The organism is Flavobacterium pedocola (assembly GCF_053764385.1).
In genome coordinates this window covers 113,412-136,173 of the sequence record NZ_JBSNCR010000007.1, presented here as the reverse complement: position 1 = coordinate 136,173, position 22,762 = coordinate 113,412, and the positions used below count along the sequence as shown (strand labels likewise).

General features: G+C 36.8%; 21 protein-coding genes and 1 pseudogene. 10 read left to right on the top strand and 12 right to left on the bottom strand.

The window, feature by feature from the left end:
• Window positions 1-37 precede the first annotated feature (37 nt).
• Window positions 38-3,442: a hypothetical protein gene (locus ACWPKD_RS14700; RefSeq protein ID WP_455413449.1), complete on the bottom strand. Its 3,405-nt coding sequence runs from the start codon at window positions 3,440-3,442 to the stop codon at window positions 38-40.
• Window positions 3,443-3,500: 58 nt separating this feature from the next.
• Window positions 3,501-4,604: a chromate efflux transporter gene (gene chrA / locus ACWPKD_RS14695; RefSeq protein WP_455413459.1), complete on the bottom strand. Its 1,104-nt coding sequence runs from the start codon at window positions 4,602-4,604 to the stop codon at window positions 3,501-3,503.
• A gap of 106 nt (window positions 4,605-4,710) precedes the next feature.
• Between chrA and ACWPKD_RS14690 the strand changes: the two genes are divergently transcribed.
• On the top strand, window positions 4,711-5,691 hold the full coding sequence (locus ACWPKD_RS14690) for a 2-hydroxyacid dehydrogenase (protein ID WP_455413448.1): 981 nt from the start codon (window positions 4,711-4,713) through the stop codon (window positions 5,689-5,691).
• Between the two features lie 31 nt (window positions 5,692-5,722).
• Here ACWPKD_RS14690 and ACWPKD_RS14685 read toward each other — a convergent pair whose 3' ends face one another.
• Window positions 5,723-6,016 (bottom strand): type II toxin-antitoxin system RelE/ParE family toxin, encoded by a 294-nt coding sequence (locus tag ACWPKD_RS14685; protein ID WP_455413447.1) that lies wholly within the window; start codon window positions 6,014-6,016, stop codon window positions 5,723-5,725.
• Complete coding sequence (locus tag ACWPKD_RS14680; protein ID WP_455413446.1) at window positions 6,017-6,259, bottom strand: type II toxin-antitoxin system ParD family antitoxin; 243 nt, start codon at window positions 6,257-6,259, stop codon at window positions 6,017-6,019.
• Between the two features lie 390 nt (window positions 6,260-6,649).
• Between ACWPKD_RS14680 and ACWPKD_RS14675 the strand changes: the two genes are divergently transcribed.
• On the top strand, window positions 6,650-7,018 hold the full coding sequence (locus ACWPKD_RS14675) for a cupin domain-containing protein (protein WP_455413445.1): 369 nt from the start codon (window positions 6,650-6,652) through the stop codon (window positions 7,016-7,018).
• 250 nt (window positions 7,019-7,268) lie between these two features.
• Here the strand turns inward: ACWPKD_RS14675 and ACWPKD_RS14670 are convergent, their stop codons facing one another.
• Entirely contained in the window at window positions 7,269-7,472 is a 204-nt protein-coding gene (locus ACWPKD_RS14670; RefSeq protein ID WP_455413444.1) for a hypothetical protein, read from the bottom strand.
• A gap of 259 nt (window positions 7,473-7,731) precedes the next feature.
• On the opposite strand from ACWPKD_RS14670, the gene ACWPKD_RS14665 reads away from it, so the two are divergent.
• Window positions 7,732-8,487, top strand: coding sequence for a hypothetical protein (locus ACWPKD_RS14665; RefSeq protein WP_455413443.1), 756 nt, complete (start codon window positions 7,732-7,734; stop codon window positions 8,485-8,487).
• Window positions 8,488-8,511: 24 nt separating this feature from the next.
• The gene (locus ACWPKD_RS14660) at window positions 8,512-8,787 is read left to right on the top strand and encodes a hypothetical protein (protein ID WP_455413442.1); all 276 of its coding nucleotides are present in this window, start codon (window positions 8,512-8,514) and stop codon (window positions 8,785-8,787) included.
• A 244-nt stretch (window positions 8,788-9,031) separates the two neighbouring features.
• Here the strand turns inward: ACWPKD_RS14660 and ACWPKD_RS14655 are convergent, their stop codons facing one another.
• A complete protein-coding gene (locus tag ACWPKD_RS14655; RefSeq protein ID WP_455413441.1) occupies window positions 9,032-9,346 on the bottom strand; it encodes a hypothetical protein in 315 nt (104 codons plus the stop codon).
• An 83-nt stretch (window positions 9,347-9,429) separates the two neighbouring features.
• Window positions 9,430-11,076: a helix-turn-helix domain-containing protein gene (locus ACWPKD_RS14650; protein WP_455413440.1), complete on the bottom strand. Its 1,647-nt coding sequence runs from the start codon at window positions 11,074-11,076 to the stop codon at window positions 9,430-9,432.
• A gap of 444 nt (window positions 11,077-11,520) precedes the next feature.
• On the opposite strand from ACWPKD_RS14650, the gene ACWPKD_RS14645 reads away from it, so the two are divergent.
• Window positions 11,521-12,201 (top strand): hypothetical protein, encoded by a 681-nt coding sequence (locus ACWPKD_RS14645; protein WP_455413439.1) that lies wholly within the window; start codon window positions 11,521-11,523, stop codon window positions 12,199-12,201.
• Window positions 12,202-12,253: 52 nt separating this feature from the next.
• Here the strand turns inward: ACWPKD_RS14645 and ACWPKD_RS14640 are convergent, their stop codons facing one another.
• The 5 genes from ACWPKD_RS14640 to ACWPKD_RS14620 all read right to left on the bottom strand — a co-directional run bounded on the left by ACWPKD_RS14640 (window position 12,254) and on the right by ACWPKD_RS14620 (window position 16,902).
• Window positions 12,254-13,096, bottom strand: a complete 843-nt coding sequence (locus ACWPKD_RS14640) for an RteC domain-containing protein (RefSeq protein WP_455413438.1) — start codon at window positions 13,094-13,096, stop codon at window positions 12,254-12,256.
• Window positions 13,097-13,277: 181 nt separating this feature from the next.
• On the bottom strand, window positions 13,278-13,805 hold the full coding sequence (locus ACWPKD_RS14635; RefSeq protein ID WP_455413437.1) for a murein L,D-transpeptidase catalytic domain family protein: 528 nt from the start codon (window positions 13,803-13,805) through the stop codon (window positions 13,278-13,280).
• Window positions 13,806-14,002: 197 nt separating this feature from the next.
• Window positions 14,003-14,776 carry an Mbeg1-like protein gene (locus tag ACWPKD_RS14630; RefSeq protein WP_455413436.1) on the bottom strand — a complete coding sequence of 258 codons (774 nt, stop codon included), beginning with the start codon at window positions 14,774-14,776 and terminating at the stop codon, window positions 14,003-14,005.
• Between the two features lie 43 nt (window positions 14,777-14,819).
• Window positions 14,820-15,578, bottom strand: coding sequence for a hypothetical protein (locus ACWPKD_RS14625; protein ID WP_455413435.1), 759 nt, complete (start codon window positions 15,576-15,578; stop codon window positions 14,820-14,822).
• A gap of 472 nt (window positions 15,579-16,050) precedes the next feature.
• Complete coding sequence (locus ACWPKD_RS14620) at window positions 16,051-16,902, bottom strand: restriction endonuclease (protein ID WP_455413434.1); 852 nt, start codon at window positions 16,900-16,902, stop codon at window positions 16,051-16,053.
• A 193-nt stretch (window positions 16,903-17,095) separates the two neighbouring features.
• Here ACWPKD_RS14620 and ACWPKD_RS14615 point away from each other — a divergent pair.
• From ACWPKD_RS14615 to ACWPKD_RS14595, 5 genes and pseudogenes are all read left to right on the top strand, one after another.
• Window positions 17,096-17,488: pseudogene (locus ACWPKD_RS14615) on the top strand (very short patch repair endonuclease); the annotation flags it as partial.
• Between the two features lie 95 nt (window positions 17,489-17,583).
• Window positions 17,584-18,813 (top strand): DNA cytosine methyltransferase, encoded by a 1,230-nt coding sequence (locus ACWPKD_RS14610; protein WP_455413433.1) that lies wholly within the window; start codon window positions 17,584-17,586, stop codon window positions 18,811-18,813.
• Complete coding sequence (locus ACWPKD_RS14605; protein ID WP_455413432.1) at window positions 18,814-21,330, top strand: ATP-binding protein; 2,517 nt, start codon at window positions 18,814-18,816, stop codon at window positions 21,328-21,330.
• Window positions 21,330-22,031, top strand: a complete 702-nt coding sequence (locus tag ACWPKD_RS14600; RefSeq protein WP_455413431.1) for a hypothetical protein — start codon at window positions 21,330-21,332, stop codon at window positions 22,029-22,031. The genes ACWPKD_RS14605 and ACWPKD_RS14600 overlap by 1 nt, the downstream gene beginning before the upstream one ends.
• The gene (locus ACWPKD_RS14595; protein ID WP_455413430.1) at window positions 22,024-22,704 is read left to right on the top strand and encodes a hypothetical protein; all 681 of its coding nucleotides are present in this window, start codon (window positions 22,024-22,026) and stop codon (window positions 22,702-22,704) included. Before ACWPKD_RS14600 ends, ACWPKD_RS14595 begins: the two co-directional genes overlap by 8 nt.
• Window positions 22,705-22,762: the final 58 nt, after the last annotated feature.

Sequence of the window (22,762 nt, the reverse complement as noted above, 5' to 3'; positions counted from 1 at the left end):
TTAAAGTTATGAAAAAAACCTTTCAAAAAACATGCCCTTAAAAATAAGCCCGCAACTGTACACTCCCGTTATGGATGGTGTTGCTGGTTTCGCTTTTGCGTCCCTGATAGGTTACGTTGATGTCCAGGTATTGCGTAATGTTCTTCTGTACCAGCAGGCGCCAGGTAAGGTTTTGCCCAGGCTGAAGTCCTTCCAGCATCTGAAACGCCACCGGGGACAAGGTGTTGCCGTCAAAAGTATTTTGGTAAAAGGAGAATTCCCCGTTCATGGTAAACTGTTTCTGCCCCGAATAGGTAAAGGAAGTCCCCAGGCGCTGTTGCTGTAAGGTTTCCAAAGCACCAAGGCGGTTTTCCTTGTTCTGGTATTCATAAAACACATCCCAACTTGCGTTTTTGGAGAACAGGTAGGAGATTTTCTGCCCGGCCATAAAGCCTTCGATCCTGTAATTCCGGCTGGCGTAATTCTCGGTAGTAGTTTCCGAAAAAAGCGTCTTTCCGTTTAGGTCGAACAACCAGCTTTTTTTGAGCAAATGCTGATACTGCAACTGATGGGAACGGCTTGTGTTTTCTATACTTCCGGTAGAAAGCAGGTTTTTGTTGTGCGCCGTAAGGAACGTATAGGTAACGGAATGCGTCTGTTTCCCGCGGTTGTAGAACAGGTTGTTGCGGAAGGTCGAATTTAGGCCTAGCATATCGGTATCGCTGCCGGAAAAAGGGTTTAAGTCGAAATTATCGCCTTGTCGTAAGATCTTGCGGTCCATGATTACGGACGTTTGGTTGTAAAAATGGGACAGGAGTTTCTTAAAGCCTTTCTCGTTCTGCCATTGTAAAGCATTCAGGATAATGGATTGTGAGAACTTGTTTTGGTGGGTTTTGACAAAAATCTGGTTGGGCAGAAACACCCGTACATATTTGGCCTGATCCGGGAACTGAGCGATTTCGAATTCCTGCAATTCCTGGATGCCATTGCCGTTGTAGTCGTTCCACATGTAGATCCCGCGGCCCGGTTCGACTTCGAGATAGGTGAATTCCTGTTGGGCAATGGTTCCCGATGAGGTTTCAAAAGCTGTAGTAGTCTGTACAAGCTGGTTGAAAAAACGGTCGTTGTACAGCAAACGGGAATTTAAAGAAGGCTCGTCCGGTCGGGTTTTGTCCTCGAAAATCAGGTTGCGGTAATTGACGAACAGGGACAAATCGCTTTTTTCGGTCTGGATCAGTTTTGATTTTAAGTAATAGGAATGCGAGGTGTTTACTTTACGGAGGATGCCGTTTTGCAAACTGTCGTTTACGCGGTTCAGGTAGCCCAACTCGGCATAAACTTTGGTGCTGTCGCCACGGCCTACAAAAGCTCCGAATTCCCTGTAACGCTGGCTCAAGGCCGAAAATTCGTTGGTCGCTTTCAGTTTTTCTTCGTTGTTTTCCATGCGGAAACTGCCGCCTACCCAGTTTTTGCTGAAATGGTATTTGGCACGGCTCTGGCTTCGGATGAAACGCGATTCGGCATAGTCCCCGTCGCTTTTCAGGGCACTGGATTGGTTGGCAAACGTCCAGTTTCTCACTTTGAAAGCACCTTCCAGCACGTGGCGTGTGCCCGAGAAACTCTCCGAGAAATCAAGCTTTTCGAGTTGGTATTTGGCAATTCCTTTGTTCGGCAATTCGAAACGCACACCCGTAACCAGTAAACTCTGGTCGCCCAACGGATTGCTCAGGTTCCAGTCGCGGTTGAATTCGATGGTGAACAAGCGTTCGATGGTTCTAAATTCTTTTTTGATGAGCTGATGGTTGACAAAGCCGTCGATGTTCCATTTTCCGGTGAACAGGCGTTGTTTGGCATTGATTTTTGTGGCGATGCCTTTGTTGTTGTTATCGTCCAGGGAAGAAAACAGGTTGAGGTCGTTGTTGCTCAGGCCGATTTCGAAATCCACATCGGTTTTGATACTTGGGTTATAGCGCCCCAATACGGTGGCAATCTGGATTTTGGTAGGCGGGATGAGTCGGGTAATCGGTTCGTAATTCCCCTGCGGTATGCCGGAAACCGGGGCCACGTATTCATAAATCCTGCCGATGGCCTGTGTGCTGGCCAGTACGTAATTCCCCTGATTGTTGCCTACCAGCAGGAACTTCACGTTATAGAGCGTATTGTCCGGATTGTTGGAATATTCGAAGACTTCCACCCCGCCGATAAGGACTTTTTTGTAGAGGATCTTATTGTCAGAATAACTGTCTTCATAAGCCGAGGGTGCGGTCATCAGGGTTGGGTCATCTCCGGCCTGTGCCAGGACCTGTGCCTGTTCCGGGGAGAGGTTTTGTTGTAAGGGCTGGTTTTTGACATCGTTTTCGGAATAGATAAAACCGCCGATGCTCCAGGTTTCCTGCTGATGCGTTACCCCGCCATACCCTACAAAGCGCGTATAGTTGCGGTCGGAATACTGGTATTCTACGTTGATGCGCATTTCGGAAGTAATCGGGAACAGGGACGTAAAACGGATTTCCCCGGCATTGTAATCGATAATGTAGTCGTTGTTTTCCCCGCGTTCCAAAAGGATGCCGTTCACATACACGCGCTCGGAACCGGAGATGACCAGTACGAACAGTTCGCCGTTGGGGCCTTTTAGTTTGTAGGGCCCCTGGTTGCCTTCCTGCCCCACAAAGGTGCTTCGGGCGTATTGGCCACGGACTACGGCGCCTGCGGCAAAGACATCGGTTTTGTTTTCCGGTTTCCCGAAGGTAAAATGGGTGGAGAGCCCCTGTACTTTTTTGTTGAAATTGAGAAAGCGCGACTGCCGGTTTTCCAGGAACAAATCCCCGGCGCGGATGCTCCATTTGTCCGAGAAGAGTTCCACGAAAATCTGGTCAAATTCATCCAGTTTTTGCGAATAGCCGCCTTCCTGTAAGGGAATGTTGCTGTCTTGTAAGGAAGCACGAAGGCTGACTTTATCGGATATTTTACCGGTAATCTGTAAATCAAGGTTGGAGTTGACCACCGTGTTCTGGTTGTTGCCCACCGTTACACCACGGGTAATGCTTCCTGAGGTCGAGAGGCCGTCAAACGGTTTGAAAGTGCTCACCGGTTCGCGGGACACCTGAAAGAGATTGCGCCCGGCTTCATTGCTCACTACACGGCTCGGGTCGTAAATGCTGTATTTTTTGGTTAAGTACTGCGGGAGTTTCAGGTAGTAAACGGTTAGGGTATCCGCAGCCTGAAAATTGTTTTTGAAGGTAAGGGTGCCCTTTTGGTAATCGACTTTGTAAAAAGACGTGTCGATTTCGGTGCCGGATTTGTCGGTCAGTTTGAAAAACTCGCGGTTGATGCTTACGCTGTCTATGGCCACAATGGTATCGTTGGCCGTTATTTTCCGGGTATGGTACAGCTGCGGGTTGTCCTGAGCCCAAAGGCCTGTACCCAAACACATGGCAAGTAAAAAAAGGACCTTTTTCAGCATATGATACTAACTCCGAAAACTCAAAAGTAGTGTAATTAATCGAGATTTTTTAGCCGGATTACTGCAGGCTGAGCAGATAACCGAGTACGGAGCCACCCAAAACCACCCAAACGCTGTTGATTTTTTTAAAGCCGAAAGTGACGGCCAAGCTTAAAACGGCTATCAGTATGGTTCTCCAATCGGTGACGGATTCCCTGCTCATGGTAACACAAACCACTACAATCAGTGCGACGGAAGCCACATTCACGGCATCTAAAAACGCAGCGGCCAGTTCGGAACCCCGCATCTTTTTTACCAATGGATTCAGCAGTGCCACAAAAACAAAAGAAGGCAGAAAAATCCCGATAGTCGCCACCAAAGCGCCTAAGCCCCCGTTCAGCTGATAGCCGATAAAGGTTACGGAAGAAAAAACCGGGCCGGGCGTGAATTGGCCTACGGCTATGGCATCTATTAAAGTCTGGCGGGGCAAGAGGCCTTTCTGAACCAGTTCGGCCTCTAAAAAAGCAAACAGCACATAACCGCTGCCGTATAAAATCGCACCAATCTTCAGGAAAATAAAGAACAGTTTGGTGTTGCTGACGGTCATCAAGCTTAATGGCAAAACACTATTGAGTTGTTGTTTATTGCTTTGAAAATACTTCACCAATAACGCTAAACCGCCACAGCCGAAAAGCACAAGGATTTCGTTGACGCCGAGGAAAGCCGCCGCTAACGCCATCAGTCCCAAAACCACCAGAAAAGTTGATTTCAGCGAGGTCTTTGCCAGCGGATAGATTGCGGAAAGGATAATGGCAATAGTGGCAGGTTTGATGCCATAGACGAAGGGCTGTATTTCGGGTAACTGCCCGTAGTTTTTATACAAAATGGCGAAGCCCAAGGTGATGAAAACCGCCGGAAGGATAAAACACAGACCGGCTACCAAAAGCCCTTTCCAACTGCCTTTTTCTTTTCCCAAATGAATGGCCAATTCCGTGCTGTTCGGGCCAGGGATGAGGTTTGTAGCCCCTACTAAATCCATAAAATGCGCATCGGACATCCATTGGCGTTTGCGCACCACCTCATCACGCATCATGGCAATATGGGCCGCCGGGCCGCCGAAAGCGATGAAGCCCAGTTTCAGAAACAGGCGAACGAGTTCGTTCAGTTGTGTTTTTTTGGTCATCCGGATGGGTAAAGGCTCCATAAAGGTACACAAAGCGTACGGCCTTGCAAAATGATAAAGCAGATGTCGTGAAAAATCGTACTTTTATAGTCTATTTCCAAACGGTATGACTACTACGCAAAACGCTTTACAAAAGCCGGACCAGACAAAAATCCTTCACATCAACAGCAACCATCCGCTTTTGATGGAACAGTTGGAAGCCGCCGGGTTTCAGAATTTCGAAGATTTCGTTTCCACCAAGGAAGAAATTGAGGCGATTATCCATGAGTACCATGGCGTGGTGATCCGCAGCCGTTTCAACATCGACAAAACCTTTCTCGACAAAGCCACGAACCTGCAATTTATCGCACGCGTAGGGGCAGGGCTGGAAAGCATCGACTGTGCGTATGCCGAAAGCAAAGGGATAACCCTTATCGCTTCGCCGGAAGGTAACCGTAATGCGGTGGGGGAACAGGCCCTGGGGATGCTGTTGTCGCTTTTCAACAACCTGAACAGAGCCGACCGGGAGATACGCGACGGGCACTGGAACCGGGAGAAAAACCGCGGGCACGAACTGGACGGGAAAACGGTAGGGATCATCGGGTATGGCAATATGGGCAAATCCTTTGCTAAAAAACTGAGAGGTTTTGACGTTGAAGTGTTGTGTTATGATATTTTGCCGGAGGTAGGGGATGAAAACGCGCGTCAGGTGAGTTTACAGGAATTGCAGGAAAAAGCCGATGTGGTAAGCTTGCACACCCCCTGGACGCCTTTGACCAATAAAATGGTGGATGCGGATTTTATAGGTGCGTTTGCCAAGCCGTTCTGGCTGCTCAATACCGCAAGAGGGAAAAGCGTAGTGACCGCCGATTTAAACGAAGCCCTGCGAACCGGAAAAATCCTGGGCGCCGGACTGGACGTACTGGAATACGAAGAACTTTCCTTTGAAACTCTGTTTGAAGGGGAAAAACCCGAAGCGTTCGAGTACTTGCTGCAACAGGATAATGTACTGCTAAGCCCTCATATAGCAGGCTGGACCGTGGAAAGTAAGGTGAAACTGGCGCAGGTGATCGTGGATAAGATCGTGGCGATGTACAGCCAGATCTAAAATGCCCGTACCGATTTAATAAGTTGAGGTTCTATATTTTGTTTTTCAGATCCATCATTCCGTGCAGAATTCTTATAATTTCAATTTCATGCTTTGAAATTTCTTTATAGAAAATAATGTGTTCCCCACATTTATAGCCCAGTACATTTGATGCAATGATTTCGTAGGATTTTCCGAATTCAGGATTGTTTGCTAAATCCGTACACGAAGCCATTATTAAATTGTAATATTTTTCAGCTTGATTTTGTGACCATTCTTCAACGGTATAATCCCAAATAGCTGTTAAATCATCTAGCGCTTTATTGGTAAAATGATATTTGGCCATTTATTTTTTCCTTGCCTTTAAGGTTTCCAAAAACTTTTTAGCGTCAAAATCTTCTGCTATTCCACTGTCCATTCCCTCTTGTAGAGCTTTTTTTAAAGCAATAATTTTATTTTCTTCATCTTCAAGAAGCCGTAAGCCTGCGCGAACCACTTCACTTGCATTGTTAAACCTACCATTACTAATGCTGCTTTCAATAAAACTTTCAAAATGGTTTCCTAACGATATTGATGTGTTTTTTCCCATGACGTTAAAAATTTTAAGCAAGTTACCAAAATATGGTAACAGATGCAATTTTAGTGCATAATTTTCTGAATATCACATAACATATAAGAATCTGACTAAAGCATTTCGCGAGTAATCGAAATGAAGTTGCCATATTCCTCCCCTTTTTTATTTTAAAGATTTTGTTTTCAATTACTTATGACGTTTTTTTCGTACCTTTAAAGTTGCTTTTACAAAAGGAAATTTAACAGTGATTTTCCTTAAGTTGCCTCCCTCTTCCCAAAACTTAGCTGACTTTAAAGGGTATCCTATGCCTTTGGATAGTATAAAACATTTCAAATACTTCAACTGGATATAAATGAGGGAAAGCCGAAAACCAAACAGAGTAGGCGAAATTAAAATTAGAAGAAGATGAAAAAATCAATTTTGATGATGGTGTTTGCACTGGTGCTTACGGCATTCGTAGGCGTGCAAAGCGTAAATGCTCAGGAAAAGAGCGAACCATGGCCTGGAGTAACTAAAAAAGTGTTGCTCGATAACGATAAAATCAACATTTCGGAAGTGACCTTTGCTCCCGGAGCCGTTGCAGATTGGCACTCTCACGCCCGCTATTCGGTTTATGCCGTAACCGATGTGAAAATGAAGGTAGAAGTAAAAGGTAAAGACGATGCTATTCTTGAAATGAAAGCAGGCCAGGCCGGCTATTCACCCGCCGTAACCCATAAAACCACTAACATCAGTAAAAAGCCTTTTACGGCCATAGTGTCTGAAATTAAATAGAAAGGTATTCACAACCGCATAGTACTCACTAAACGCAATCCCCTAAAGTTGTTGCATGCTTTAGGGGTTTTATTATGCCGTTCCACTGCACATTGCAGATTGGACGACGCAAAGCAAAATTGATGCAGGTTGTTTTGAATTAAATTATGGAGGTGTACCATTAATTTTACCTTTTTTGGGTTGTTGTACTATTTCGTGAACTGGTTCCTAAAAATTCCGGAAAAGTAGCTGCCTGATTGGCCTTTTTGTTTTATCCTACGATGGAACACATTACTTCTTCGAAAGGCAGCCCTGTGTATTTGCAAAACTCCTGAATGGACACCAACTGATGCTCCTCCTTTTTCAGGGACTTTTTGATTTTTACTAAATACAGCCTTGCCTGTGTATAGGTTTTACCCATTATGCGTTGTACATCTTTTGGATATATGCAGACTCTTCCGTTGCCTGTTATCACTTTCTTACCCTTTTAGTACATTATCCATGCTTTTGCCATGGCTTTGCCTTTGTTAAAAACAGGTGCAAAATAGTTCAATTCTAATAAAAATGTAGTAGATGAAAATAGCCGATTATAGTTGATTATAACCGGTTATGAATGCAGTGCTTTTGAAATGTGGTTTCGTTACTGCAACCTTTGCTTTAATCATTCGGGATTTAGTTGCAACGATTGTTCGAGATGAGAAGCGAAATTTTAATTAAAAAAACATTTAAAAATTATGGCAAGACAGAAAGGCATAATAAAAATTAAAGGTACTATCGGGGATATTACCTTTTACAAATCTGAGGACGGATACTTAGTTAGGGAAAAAGGCGGTATTGACGGGAAGCGAATTGCAAACGACCCTGCTTTCCAGCGTACACGTGAAAACGGTTCTGAATTTGGAAGAGCTGGTAAATCCGGTAAAGTTTTACGGATGGCTTTTAGAGGGTTGCTTATGAATTCGGCTGACAGTAAAATGGTGAGCCGACTGACCCAGCAGATGATGAAAGTTATCCATGCAGATGTGACCAGCCCACGCGGGTTGCGAAACGTTATTGATGGGGAAGCAGAACTGTTAGCCGGTTTTGAGTTTAACATTAGAGGAAAACTAGGGACAAGTTTGTTTGCTCCTTATGTGCCTACTCTTGATAGAGTGGCGGGAGCTATTAAGGTTGACCTAGCTCCTTTTATTCCTGCTCAAATGGTTGCTGCGCCTAGTGGGACAACACATTTTAAGATCATTTCAGCTGGAGCGGAGATTGACTTTGAGAATGAAACTTTTATAGCTGCAAACTCAGAAACAACCGTTTTGCCCTGGAATTCAGTAGCTACACTGGCCATTAACCATGTGAATACTGTAACCCCTAACAGTACCCATCCTTTGTTCCTTGCATTAGGAATTGAGTTTTTTCAACAGGTGAACGGACAGATGTATTCATTGAACAACGGGGCATTCAATCCTTTAGCATTAGTGGGAGTAAACGGAGTGTAATTTTAATTTTCTAATAAAAAGTTTATGACTATACTAGAAAGGGCAAAAGCGCCCACCCCTAAGTTTTTTAAGGTTTTAAGAACCATTGGATTGTCTTTACTGGCTGTTGGAGGTACTATCGTTGCCGCTCCCGTTGCTTTACCGGCAGTTGTTGTTACTGTTGCAGGTTATGTTACTTTGGCTGGAGGTGTGCTATCGGCAGTTAGCCAAGTTACGGTTGATGATGATGCGAAGCGTGAATTTGATATCGTGAAGCGACTGCGTAAAGAAAACGTAAATACAATAAGGAATGGAATCTAATAATGGATTGCATGTTGGCACTGCAAGCGGTACGCTATTGAGCATTATTCCTATAATAACATCTGAAGATGTTTTACGGACTGTGTTTTTGGCAGTTATAGGAGCTCTAGTGAGTTTTGTGGTTTCCATTTTGTTGAAAACGATTACGCAACCTAAAAAGGAGTAAACCGTTTTTGATTAATCCTTTTATCTGAAGGATGTTAAAGCCCAATCAATTCGATTGGGCTTTTTTTATGGAGGGCTTTTATGTAAAATCTTTTGACAGATTACATAAATGGACATTACTACCCCTGAAAGGATTGTATGAGGGCTCGTATTTAATATAGCCTAATGTATGTAGTGTTTTGAGGCATTTGTGATAGGTTGCTTTTGCCTTTATTTTACTGCTGCTCATGATTTCATCGCGTGAAATACTGATTGGGTTTTTGAACCTGTTATCAATCCATGATTGGAATAAAGCTACATACAGACTGATGTGGGTTGGGTTTAGTGCTTTGTCCTGTTCTGCTTTTTTGAAAAAATCGTTTAGCTGTTTTGTGTAATTTATTTGTTCGACCATAAATTTATGTTTTGAAAAATTATGGCACGAAATTGTTGGTTGCAAATGGTATCGCATCACAAGTTGTGAAGAAAAAACCTATTTCATGAAACATTGTTGATTGTGTTTTCGTTACAGGTTTTTTTGAGTTGCTGTATGAAGTAGGTAGGTGAAATACCCGTACGGTTGTTGAAAGAACGGGTAAAGTTTTGTGTTGAGCCAAAACCTGCCTCTTCGCCTAACGCCTTATTGGTGTAATTGCGGTATTTGTTTTCGTTTTTTAGTAATTCGACAACGTAATCTGTTTTTAGATCGTTGATGTATTCGATGAATTTTTTGCCCCTATGATGGGCTATAATTTTAGACAGGTATTTTGTATTGGTGTTTAATACTGTTGCCATTTTTATTAAGCTTATGTCCTTTTCGATGTATTTTTTATTAAGCTCGAATTTTTCGAGGCTTTTTAAGATTGTGCTGACCACTTCGGGGTTAATGTCTAAATCTGGTTCTTTATTATTGTGGTTTTTGACAGGAGGATTGACAGTTTCCGGCGTACGGTTCATTAATTCTTTGAATAAGCGTTTGTTCCGATAATGCCTTTTTATCAGGACTATAATAATCAGTGTCATTGCAATGATTACCGTGATGCTAACTGCTTTATTGAAGCGCATTGCTTGTTCGATATCCGTTTTGGCCTGAAGCAGTTTTTTAGTGTCGTATTCCTTATGTATTTTAATTGATAAGTGTTTAAAGTTTTGAAGCAGGGTGCTGTCTACTTTTAATAATTTGTTGATGTAGTATAACTGAGAAGTCAGGTCCTTTTTTTGTGCATAGTAGCCAAAAAGTATTTCATAAGCTTCCTTTATATCGGGACTGGTGTAATTGTGTTTTTGAAAGGCAGCATCTACTTTTTTAAAATAGCCTATTGCTTTTTCCTTTTTGTTTAGTGACCAATATGATTTGCCAATGTATAAATAGGCCAAGGTTTCATTGGCAAAATCCTTATTGCCGCGAATAACAGGTAAAGAACCCTGAAGTTTATTGATTGCTTCCGGATACTTATGCAGGAAATATTTATTTATCCCTTCGGAATGTTCAAAGTATGGAACCATTTCGTTATTTCCCAATTCGAGACCCGTTTTGATTCCTAATGCGTTAATGCTTGATGACAGCTTGTATTTGCCTGTTTTGTTGTAGCACAAGCCCAATGAATGTAGTGTGTTGAGGTATGCCCTGTCATTTTCGTATTTGAAATACTCCAGGCATTGTTTGAACAAGGTTATAGCCTCGTTATAATAACCGAGATAATATTTTGAATGTGCAATCCCATATTTTATTTTGTATGCATTGTAACTGTCATCTGTTTGAGAGATGTATTTGTCTGCCAAGAGGTAATTGTCCAGTGCATTTTTGTGTTCTTTACGGTCGTAGTGCACAATCCCTTTTGTCATATAAGCTGCACCAATTAGTTCTAAAGATGCCCTGCGTTTAGCTGCATATATCATACTGTCCGCATATATGATTCTTTCTTTTTTTAGACCATTATGGATTAAGGCTTTGTAGGCCATCGCCATCTGACTGAAATCTTTTTCTGTTTTGGCTTTTAAAAGCCACCAATTTGAGTACAGTTTTCTTTTGACAGAATCATTTTTAGATGTGATAATTTTTTGATTAAAGTATTCAAAGCTTTTGGACTTTAGGCTGTCTGGTAATGAACGATTGATGTTTTGAGAGGCAGCGTAATTATACATTAGTATAATTAACAGTAGGTGTTTTTTTAGAGTCATTGTGGATTTGGGAAATTATTTTTAAGGAAATGGCGCATATTTTTCACGCAATAAATGTAAATAAATTCCTAAAAAATACAAAAGAATGAAAATGTAAATCCGATACTTGGGATATAAGGACATTTGTTTGAATAGTGGTGTTTTACAGGTGCTTATAGGAGTGTTTAATTCCTGAATTGAGTATTTGAGATTCCTGAATTGGGGATTTGACTGTTTGCCTGAGAAAGAGGGTGCGAGTAGTTTTGCCCCGAATTCGAAAGGCTTTGTGCCAAACCTTTGTTCAGGTTATCCCGGGAGAAATGAACTGATGAGAACAATCAGTAAAATTTTTAAAAACAATTACACAACATGAAGAATTTATATTCCTTTTTAATCCTTTTAATAGCTTTAACCTCCTGTACCCCTGATGTGGACGTAATACGAAATGAAGAAAAATTACCTGTAACAGCACTTACATACGGAAGCACGCAACGTGGTGTTGTATTTCCTGCAAATCCTGCAAATGCTTATGACAATGCCGGGCGGTTGCATAACGAATTGTTTGAGGCTTACTATTCGAACAGCCAATTGCCTACTACCACTGATTCTATTGTTGATTTGGCAGAGTCAATTGGGACTGCCAACAATGAATTTAATGCCCTTAAAGGAATAGGCTATGTGCCTGTTTCGGCTAGCCGTGTGGATTATATTGTTTCCCACCAGAGTGTAAGTATGGCCGAAATTATGGATGCTTCGCCTTTATCGAGTACAGCCAAATTAAGCCTTATAGATTTTATTAGTGACCTTACTACATTATATGCTACAGAAGACAACTATGAGACTATATATACTTTTATTGTTGCTTATGAGGCGGGTATTATCCAGAATAGCCAGTTAACACAAACTGATAGGAGGATTATGCTTACGACATCATCGATAGCGCGCTATTCTACTTATATGGGAAGAAAGAAGCCGAAGCAGAACACTGATGCCGATTGGACAATTTTTGTAGGTAATATTGTTAGTGGAACAGAAGGGGCTTGCATCGGGACTGCGGAAGCGATTATAAAAGCATTTGTTACTGGAGTGGCGGAGAATAGTTATAATTAATAGGAGTTAATTATTCTATTCTTAAAGGGACTGCAAAGCGCAGTCCCTTTTTTTATCCGTCCGTTTTGTCCATACGACCGAGCAGTTTTTCACTTAATGAACTTAGGAATTTTACCCGATCTGACTTCCTAGCTCTTATTTCCAGGAAAACCCGATGGTATTGCCCCAGGCTGATGTTGAAGGTTGTTTCGAAAAAGGCTGCTACTTCCTTTAAATCTGAAGTACCGTGATTGAAAACCCCTTCTGTTTGGAGCGCGTATATCAGTTCTATAAGGCCAGCTTTTGAGCCTGTCCAGCTTTGAGCTTTTTGGGATTTTGAAAGAAGGTGTTTTGAGCCTGTTTCCTTTTTGAGCTTTTCAATAGCTGCTTCGAGGTAGGTGGATAGCGAATTGATCGCGATTATTTTGGCTATTGTGTGATCGTGTAAGGTATTAAAACCGGAATCAGTATGGAAACAGCAATTATCGAGAAGGAAAGCTGGATTGTAATTTTCACGCAAGAAGTAAAGGCTATCCAGATGATGGTTCCCGGAATGATAGTATTTATAAAACTCTTTGTTATCTGTAACGGTTTGGTTAAGTTTGGAAAGTTCTATGAGGTAGTATTTGCGGATTGCTTTTTTGGAGCCCCGTGGTTTGTGAAGTTCTATATTCAGGATTTCGCTGTAGTATATTAGTTTGCTTACCAATTGCGGTTTTATATCCCTGAAAAATTCGACTTCCTCGGTATTGCTTTTGAACCCGTATGTAGTGACCTGTTTTTGTAATTCCTTTACGACTGGAACAATAACATTGACAGCCTTTTGTGAGTAGCTAATAAGGTTGGTGCTTTCCCCGTGAACACTTTCTATTTGAAGGTTTACATTGGCTAATAGGGATTTTGAAAACGAATTCACTTAATGAACAATTTTACATTTAGACGGTAAAAGTAATTGGCAGTTGCAGAGTAGGCAACTAACAGATTGTTTGATTCCCGAATTGAATAGTGAAATTCCTGAATTGTAAAGTTAATATGGAATATTGAATTTATTGAAGGTGTAATTTGATGTTGATTTTGTTCAGATTAGAACTGTTTTTTTATTCATGCCAAGCAATAAAGTAAGAACCATCCTTTAAGCAGTCCATTACTTCTTCTATGTCTAACGGATTTACAGCAAAACAACCCTCAGACCTGCCCGCTCTACCAGTTCCTTTATAATTGGGAACAACATAATCTGCTTCATGAATAATTATTTCACGATCTTGTGCATTTGAGTTAGTTTCCTCCTTGCCTATAATTTCTAAAGCATAACCATGGTGGTTGCTAGGAAATATGCTTAAAGTTTTATAAACTCCAAGACTTGAGCAATTAGAGCCGATTTCGTTAGAAAAATTTTCAGCATAATCATCGCCTGAGTTTTTCCCGTGGGCAACTAAAAATTTTTTAAATGTTTCATTTTCTAAATCGAATATATAAAAACGTTCTTCTGAACTATGTTTGTTAAAATCAACTACACCCCAGAAATTAGCTTTGCTGTTTTGGGCAAATTCAAATAGTTCTTTCAGCACTTTATCTTGCCCTTCTTGTGATGCTATATCTAATGCTTTTATTTTTTTAGAATCCATGATTATGTTTTATTTGAGATTAAATGTTTATTATTAAAAAAAAAACATCAATGTGATTTTGCTTGAAACTTATTTGATTTATAAACTGAATATTATTTAAAATCAATCACAAAGTAGTTGTGTGTGGTGTTGTTTTTAAGTGTCTTTCATTTTCATTTTCTAATTCTTCAACTCTTTTCTTATAAGAGAAGTCATAACTAATTTTTAATGATGCCATTTAAGATTAATGATTCAGTTGCTTCTTTATTTTCTACTGCAGCAATTTGAGTTAAACATATTGCTAAATTTTTCATATCGTGTTGTTTGATGGTATTTCCAGATGAACAGTCAATAGAGGTGTATAGTTGGTCTGCTTCTCGCCCTAAAATTCTCGCTATTTTTAATACTTCACCATTTTCAACGATACTATACCTTTCATTTGAAATGTTGTTTTTATTTTTAAAAACAGGACTTCCATTAAAAGTAAAAGCCGTTATGTTTTCTCTATTTAATGATACATGTATTGCAATCCCTCCTCCTAATGAATGTCCAGCAACAATACAATTCTGGAAATTATAACGCCTTTTAATTAAATCATAAATTTTTAAAGCATATTTGTTTTGTTCTTGCTTAAAAGGATTATTTCCAGTTTTAAAATCATTAAATGAATCAGTCCCCCTAAAGACGAGTACGTATTGATTCTCCTGTTTTTCTTTATAAAGAACAGCGAAAAAATTAATGCTTTCATTTTCGAAATTTTCAATTTTTTCAAAGTATTTATCAGTTTTAAATTGAAATGTCTTATTGTAAACATTCTTTGATAACTGCGCATATTTCCATGATTTTACAGCAATGTCCCTAATTTCTTTACACCAACCAGAAGTGTGGTCGCAATCTGATAATGGGACTTTTGTGTATGAAATACAGCTTTGAAAATTTATCGAAATTATTGTAAGCAAAGCAATAATTTTGATTAGACAAGTTGGCTTCATATGCGTTTTGTTAAATAATAGCCTTATTTTAATATTCAGAAATTTACTCTAACTCAATTCCAGTTAATTGCTGCCATATAACTCTTTTTACTTCCACAGTTTTAGGTTCACCAGATTTTAAATTCCCTACTACTTGTTTTTTTGTTGTTACGACATTTGCTTTGAATATTAAAAATTCGAAGAAAACAGGGGTCATATTCCCTTTTATTTGTAATAGGAAATTACAATTATTAACTATGCTTATTTCATATTCTCCTAATTTGACTTTTGAATTTGTGTCAATATCTAATCCTGTATTGGTTGTAATTTTTAAGCTGTCAGCAACAATTATTCTGTTAATTAACACATACACTTCTCCTGATTTTATTGGGAAAATATTTGGATCATAATATTCGATTTGTTTAAGTGGATCTTTAATCATTTTTATCCGAGAATTGACCAATTCAAATTTTACTTCTTTCTTTAATTCGCTTTTTAAATCAGCAAGTAATGTTGGGCTTATGTCTGCCGATGCATCTAAAGTAAAACCGATTTTTGTTTTATACTCTTTTAAACCTGTAACCGTGCTCTCATCAACGTTTGAGGTTTCAACATTTTTCTTTCCAAGAGGTGATATTCTTTTTATTTTTGTTCCATTCAGTTTTGTAGCATATATTTCTCCTATTTGGGCACTACGATAATTTAAATATCCTAGACTAATGTCTTTTTTTAATGTTATCTCGGATGGACAGTTAATTTTTACCGTTTGTGAATAAACGGTAGTTGATATTAATATCAATAGGTAAGTAAGTTTAGTTTTCATAACTGAATTTTTTAATTTTCCATACAGTTAAATTAAAAAATAACAGTCTTTTGCTTACATTTAATCGACAATCGGTAATTTAAATAGTTATAATGTAATAATTTTCGATCAAAATTATATGGCAACTTATAGAATTTTAAAAGTTATTGAAATTCTGTAGCATAAGATTGTAAAGAATGATACCCAAAAATGCCTTTTGCGTTCTATTTCCAACTGTCATTATAATATCTTGGATACTTTAGGCCGTCATAGACCTTGGCTTTCACCCAAACCCGGCAAACACAATTGCTATTAATCTTGAAATCTCATGCCATTTCATAACCAAAAAACAGTAAGTTAGTTAGTGTGGGTTATAGCAGATTTAAATGTTGCGTTTTGGGTAACTGTTTATCAAATTAACAACAACTCTATAGAAAAGAACATTTTATATGGTAATTTATGTTAGAAATTATAACAAATTTGAGATGCCTAGTTATCCTAGCCCTAAGAAAAAAGCGGGGCCATCATCATCAATATAATCAGGTTTTATTATGCTTCCATCTACAGGATGGATCATAAAAGTAAAAGTACCGCCATTATCTGTAGGAATATTGCAGGTTGCTAAAGCTAAATTAGCCCAATATATCCTTGGATAACGTAGTAACCAATAAAGGAATTCAACAGGAACTGGAGGTATATTGTCAATTCTTTGATAGCTCTTTAGATTATTAAATTTTATGTGTAATTTGTCTTTCTCTTTCTTCCAAGTATGTTTACAATAACATTTATATCTATCACCATCTTCTAATATTTTCCTGTTCCCACATTCTGGGCAATGAAAATATGTATCTCCACATTTCCTGCATTTACCAGCATACCAATCGAAGAACAATCCGGTTTCTTCCCTATAAAGTACACCATCACTATCCATCACTACACATTCATCGGGACATTCATAGCACATAAACCATTTATTTGGAACTATTAAATCTAGGGCTTCTTCGACAGTAAGTATTCTTAAATCTGCATTAGAGAATTGAGCTTTTTCCAATGCAGGTTCTGTCCAGCCATTGTTTGTAACAATAATAACCTTATTTGCTTTAACTGAATTTGCCAAAGCTTCAACTTCTTCTACGTCCTTAACATCGATTTTACCCTTCCGGTATTTTGCATCGATAAGAATATTTATTTGGTGACCCTCAACATTTATCTCCCACCAAACATCTATCTGCCTTTTCTGCCCAGTAACTTTATCGGGCAGGAAAATATTTTGCTTTACGGCTGCCATTGATTCCATATTCTCATAAAGTTTCCCTACAGCTAATTGATATTCTTGCCAAGTCATACAGTCTAGAATTTTAATGTTTTTGGTTAAGAAATTTAATATACTGCAATTTAGAAAAGCTACATCTATTTCTCAAGAGTCCCTAATTAATTTTTTGGAAGTCATTTGAAAACTATGTAACTTATCGTTTAAATGATAATATTATGCAAAAAAAGAATCCAAGCGGTATGTTTTTAATACTACCCCTGAGCGTTCTTTTCGTATGAGGAATATACGAAGTAAGGACACCCAGCCGGAAGTAATCCTGCGTAAGGCGCTTTGGGCATCTGGATTGCGTTATCGTTTAAATGTCAAGAAGCTTCCTGGTAAACCTGACATTGTTCTTGGAAAATACAAAATGGCAATTTTTATAGATGGTGAATTTTGGCATGGGTTTAATTGGGATGAAAAGAAATTAAGGATAAAAGCAAACAAAGATTATTGGATTCCTAAAATTGAAAAAAATATGCAAAGAGATATACAGAATACTGTTGACCTTGAAGCAAAAGGATATATTGTGCTGCGTTTCTGGGAACAGGAGATTCGTAAAAATTTAGAGGGATGCTTGTTTAAAATTAATACGATTATTATTAGTCTCAATATTTAGTTTGCTTTTTTGTATATTGACAGATTTTTATCTCAAAAAAAGTAATTCGATTTATTTCCTTTTGTATATTTTTGTATAAAAGGGAAAATATTACTATGGATATAAACAAATCCTTATATATAGATTTATTTGCAGGATGTGGAGGCCTTTCTTTAGGATTATATAATTCAGGACAATGGAAGGGTTTATTTGCAATAGAAAAAAACAAAGATGCTTTTGAAACCCTGAACCATAATTTAATTCAAAATCAAAACCATTTTGATTGGCCAACTTGGCTTCCTACCAAAGAACATGATATTAATTATGTGCTAAAAAATTTCACGTCCCAATTGAAGGATTTGCGTGGTAAGGTAGATTTAGTTGCAGGAGGACCGCCGTGCCAAGGGTTTTCTACAGCAGGAAAGAGGCTAGAGACTGATGAAAGGAATAAACTAATAAGATCCTATATCAGTTTTATTAGGCTGGTGCAACCACAAATGATTTTCTTCGAAAATGTTAAGGGTTTTACTCAAAAATTTGATAAGAACAAAAGTAAAGGAAAAGCGTATTCGGAATATGTTTTAAAGGCTTTACGGACCAAAACCAGTGATTTCCCTGGATATGATGTGTATGGAAAATTGGTGGATTTTTCTTTATATGGTGTACCCCAAAAAAGAACTAGATTTATTTTGGTAGGAATTAAGAAAGAGAGTTCGAATAAAAATAAAGCTATGTCTTTTTTCAAAGCTTTAGATGATAATAAGGATTCATTTTTGATAAATAAAAATATAGGGGTGACTACTAACCTGGAACAAGCAATATCAGATTTATTGCGTGAAGGAAAAGAAGTACAGTCGCCAGACACTAAAGGGTTTAAGGCAGGAACTTATGGTTTAGCAGAATCTAACTATCAAAAGTTGCTACGCAAGGGTGTTGACGAATCTATAATTCCTGATAGCCATAGGTTTGCAAAGCATAATGTCCCAACATTACAGAAGTTTGAGTATATATTAAACTATGCTGAGAAGAATAAAACTTTATCAGATGATATTAAAGAATTGTTTGATTTAAAAAAGAGGACAATTATTCCACTTTCAGGTCAAACACCTACAGCAACAATCACAACGCTTCCTGACGATTATATTCATTATTGTGAACCGAGAATTTTTACAGTCCGAGAATATGCACGAATCCAATCTTTTAATGATTGGTATCAATTTAAAGGTAAGTATACTACCGGTGGTAAAAGAAGGACTCAAGAGGTGCCTCGATATTCACAAATTGGAAATGCCATTCCACCTCTATTTGGAGAACAGAGTGGATTGGTTTTAAAGAAATTAATTTAAATGACTAAAGTAAGCTTCAGGACAAATGCAGAACTCAAGAGTATTATCGGTAAGGATTTAATTACCGATGATAATATTGCCGTTTTAGAACTTGTCAAGAATTCTTTTGATGCTGGTTCTAAAAAAGTTGATATTATTTTTGAAAATATAATTCGTAATACTGATTTAAAACAGTATAAGACAAGTAATAATTCCAAAATAATAATTTACGATTTAGGGAAAGGAATGTCTCAATATGATATTGAGAATAAATGGTTAAATATTGCGTATTCTGAGAAAAAAGAAAACAAAGAAGAATATGGAAGAATATTGGCAGGTAATAAAGGTGTAGGGAGATTTTCATGCGACAGATTAGGAAAGAACTTAACAATTTACACAAAGAAAAAAGGAAGTTTAGATTTTATTCAGTTAACTATTAATTGGCTTGAATTTGAAAGAAAAGACGATATTAATTTAAATATTCAAGATATTGAATTTGATCTTATTGAAATAAATAGTGACGATTTTTTTACTAAAACCGGAATTGAGCCTTTTAAATCAGGAACAGTTTTAGAAATAGCCTCATTAAGAGAAGAATGGGATTATAATAAAATACTTGAATTAAAGAGACAGCTCGAAAAATTAGTAAATCCAAACCAAAATTTTACTTCTTCAAAATTTGATATAAAGATTCAAGTTAAAGAATTACTAAATGAAGAATCAAAAAGGTCAGATTATGAAAAAATTAATGGTATTGTCAAAAACCAGATTTTTGAAAAATTAGATTTTAAAGTTACTAGCATACAATCGAAAATTACTAGTGATGGGTTATATATAATTACAATTCTTAAGGATAGGGGAAATGTTATTTTTACTTTAATCGAGAAAAACAGATTCGATTTATTAAAGAATATCAAAATCCATATTTACTATTTGAGTACTTATTCAAAAGCATATTTTACAAAACAAACAGGTATTAGGCCAAATGATTTTGGTTCAATTTCGCTTTTTATTAATGGGTTTAGAATACCCCCATATGGCGATTATGGAGATGACTGGTTAGGTATGGAGAACAGGAAAGGACAAGGTAGAACCAGATACTTAGGCACAAGGGAAGTAATTGGTCGAATTGAAGTAAAAGGTAATGATGATATTTCGATTGAAGATGAGAGTAATGTTTTTAAAATTATATCTAGCAGGTCTGGTGTTGTTAATAATGATATTTTCCAGCAGTTGACCAAAAGCACAAGTCCTTTCGGATATTATTATAAAACATTTAGAAGAATAGAGAGGTTTGTTGTTGAGGGAATTAATTGGGATAGTACAGTTGATAAAGATTATAGTAAATTAGAGAAAGAGGTTTTAAGCCCAAAATGGGATGAGTCTAAAGAAAAATATGTAGAAGATTCTTTGACCAGAAATAAAAGGGTTTATAATGTTGTTAATAATATAATTGATAGTAGAAAGGATGAGCTTGTTAAGTTATCTATAAACCAGAATTTTGTTTCAGATTTAATAGATGAACAGAAAGAAAAAATAAATAACGAGTTAGACTCTATTCTAGATAATTTAAACAATAAGAATTTATCTCAACAGGAGCTACAAGATTTTTTAAAAAAAATAAATAAATCACAACAAGAGCTGGACGACTTCGAAAAAATTGTTGGAACTAATGAAGATTTAATTAATTTAAAACTTGAGCTTGAAGACAAATTAAATATTATTGAACTTCAAAAAAATGAATTAGAGAGTAGATTAAAAGAGGCTGAAGAAATTAGAAAAGAGGCTGAAGAAAAAGCTAAAAAAATAGCGGATGAATTAGCTTTAGAAAAGGAGAAGAATACTTATTTGTTAACTTCGAAAAGGACTTTGAGTGAAGATGCTAAGGGGTTAATTCATAATGTTAAACAAACTAGTAAAAAATCTAAACAAAATGCGCAAAGTCTTTACAATGCCTTTTTAGATAATAATGTTAGAAAATCTCAGGCTCTTAAATGGTTAAGTACAATAATTTACAATTCTGACAAAGCTTTAAAAATTTCAAACTTAATTACAAGAGCTAATTTTAAAGCAAATACAGATTATCAGGATGTAAATATTGTAAAATTTATCGAACAGTATTTAGACTTGTATAATGTAATGTTTGAAGATAATGATATTACTTTTTCGATTGAATCATCCATCGAGTCTTTTTGGAAAAGAATTAGCATTTTAGATATTTCACTGGTGATTGATGATTTAATTTCAAATTCGTATAAAGCAAAGGCAAATGAAGTTAAGGTCTTTATTTCAGGAGATGAAAATTCTAATTTAAAAATATTCTTTTCTGATAATGGAATTGGACTGGATTCGAAATTTGATAATAATGAAGATATAATTTTTGACTTAGGAGTTACAACTACGGATGGATCAGGAATTGGATTAAATTACGTTAGAAATACATTAGCAAAAATGCAAGGTGAAATAAAATTTATTGGTAATAATAAATTTTTAAAAGGCGCAGCTTTTGAAGTGCTAATATCAAAATCTTATAAATAATGGCTAAAAAATTATTATTAATAGATAATGAAGATTTAACAGAATCAATTGCAACAATTGAAAAATTATCAAGGGCAAAAGGATTTAAAGTCATTTGCCATCCTTTATATGTTGGATTACCTGATGGTAATGATGTAGTTGATGAGGAGACTGGTAAAATAAAAATGTCTCTTGTTTATGATAAATTGAAAAGCCTGTACGGCAATACAAGATTTCATTTGATAGCTTCTGATTTTAATTTAAATGATGCTGAAGGTGTTGATGGAATAAAAATGTTAAGTAGTTTAGACTCTCAAGTAAATGCTAAGAATGCAAAAAGGATTCTTTATTCTTCACAGCTAATAGATATTGTTGAAGATTATTTGAAAATTTATAAAGTAGATGGAAATTTTGACGGAGCCTGGACAAAATTCAAATCATTAATAAGATTAAATATTTTAGATTTTTTATTGAGAGATGATGTGGAAAAACATATAGTAGATAAAATCGAAAAGATTATTGAAAAAGAAGACGATTTTATAATAGAAGAGTTATTATATAATTCTGATTTAACTTTTAATCCTTCAGTAGAAATTTATGAGGGCTTAACTTTTGAAGAAATTGCGGGTAAAATTTTGGAAAATGATTCACAATCAATAAATTTTAAAAAAAAACTCATTCAATTGGCAATTTCAAATATTAGTTTTTTGCAAAATGAATAATAAAAAAATTGTCATCATTCATCCAAAGGATGAAACTACTGATTTTCTTGAGGAAATTACAAGTTATTTATTGGAAAATACAGTTGTTGAGATTGTTATATTGCGATTAGCAACTAAAGATGACCATTTGTCTTTTTTCGAAACGGTACAAACCTTTAAAGAAAATGAATTAATATTATTCTTAGGCCATGGTACATCAACTGGATTAAGTGGATGTAGCACTAATGAGTGCGAGCAACAAGTATTTATTGCTGAAAAACAATTGAAAGTTTTTGAGAATAAAAATTTGATATTATTATCATGTAGGTCGAATCAATATCTAAAATCATATTTTAAAGATTGCAAATTGAAATCAGCAATAGGTTTTCCAAATTTAATTACTGATTTTGAAGAAGTTATTCATCATGATGATCCATCTAGACTTGAAGATATTACTGAAGATGATGTTGAGGCTTTCAAAATTGCATTAGTAGAAATTGTGAAATTTTCTTTAGTGGATTTTGTCAATAGTGATTTAACGGTTTTTCAAATCTTTAACAGAATAAAACTAAGATTAAATAGGAAAATAGTAAATCTTTATCAAAGGAATGTAACCAATGATAAAACTCCATTAGGCAAAATGCTTCATGATATAGCTAACGATTTGAATTATTTTAATAATCATTTAAATTAAATCATGATTTATTTAGATGTTTAATGTTTGAACATCTTATTTCAACCTTTTTAATTGT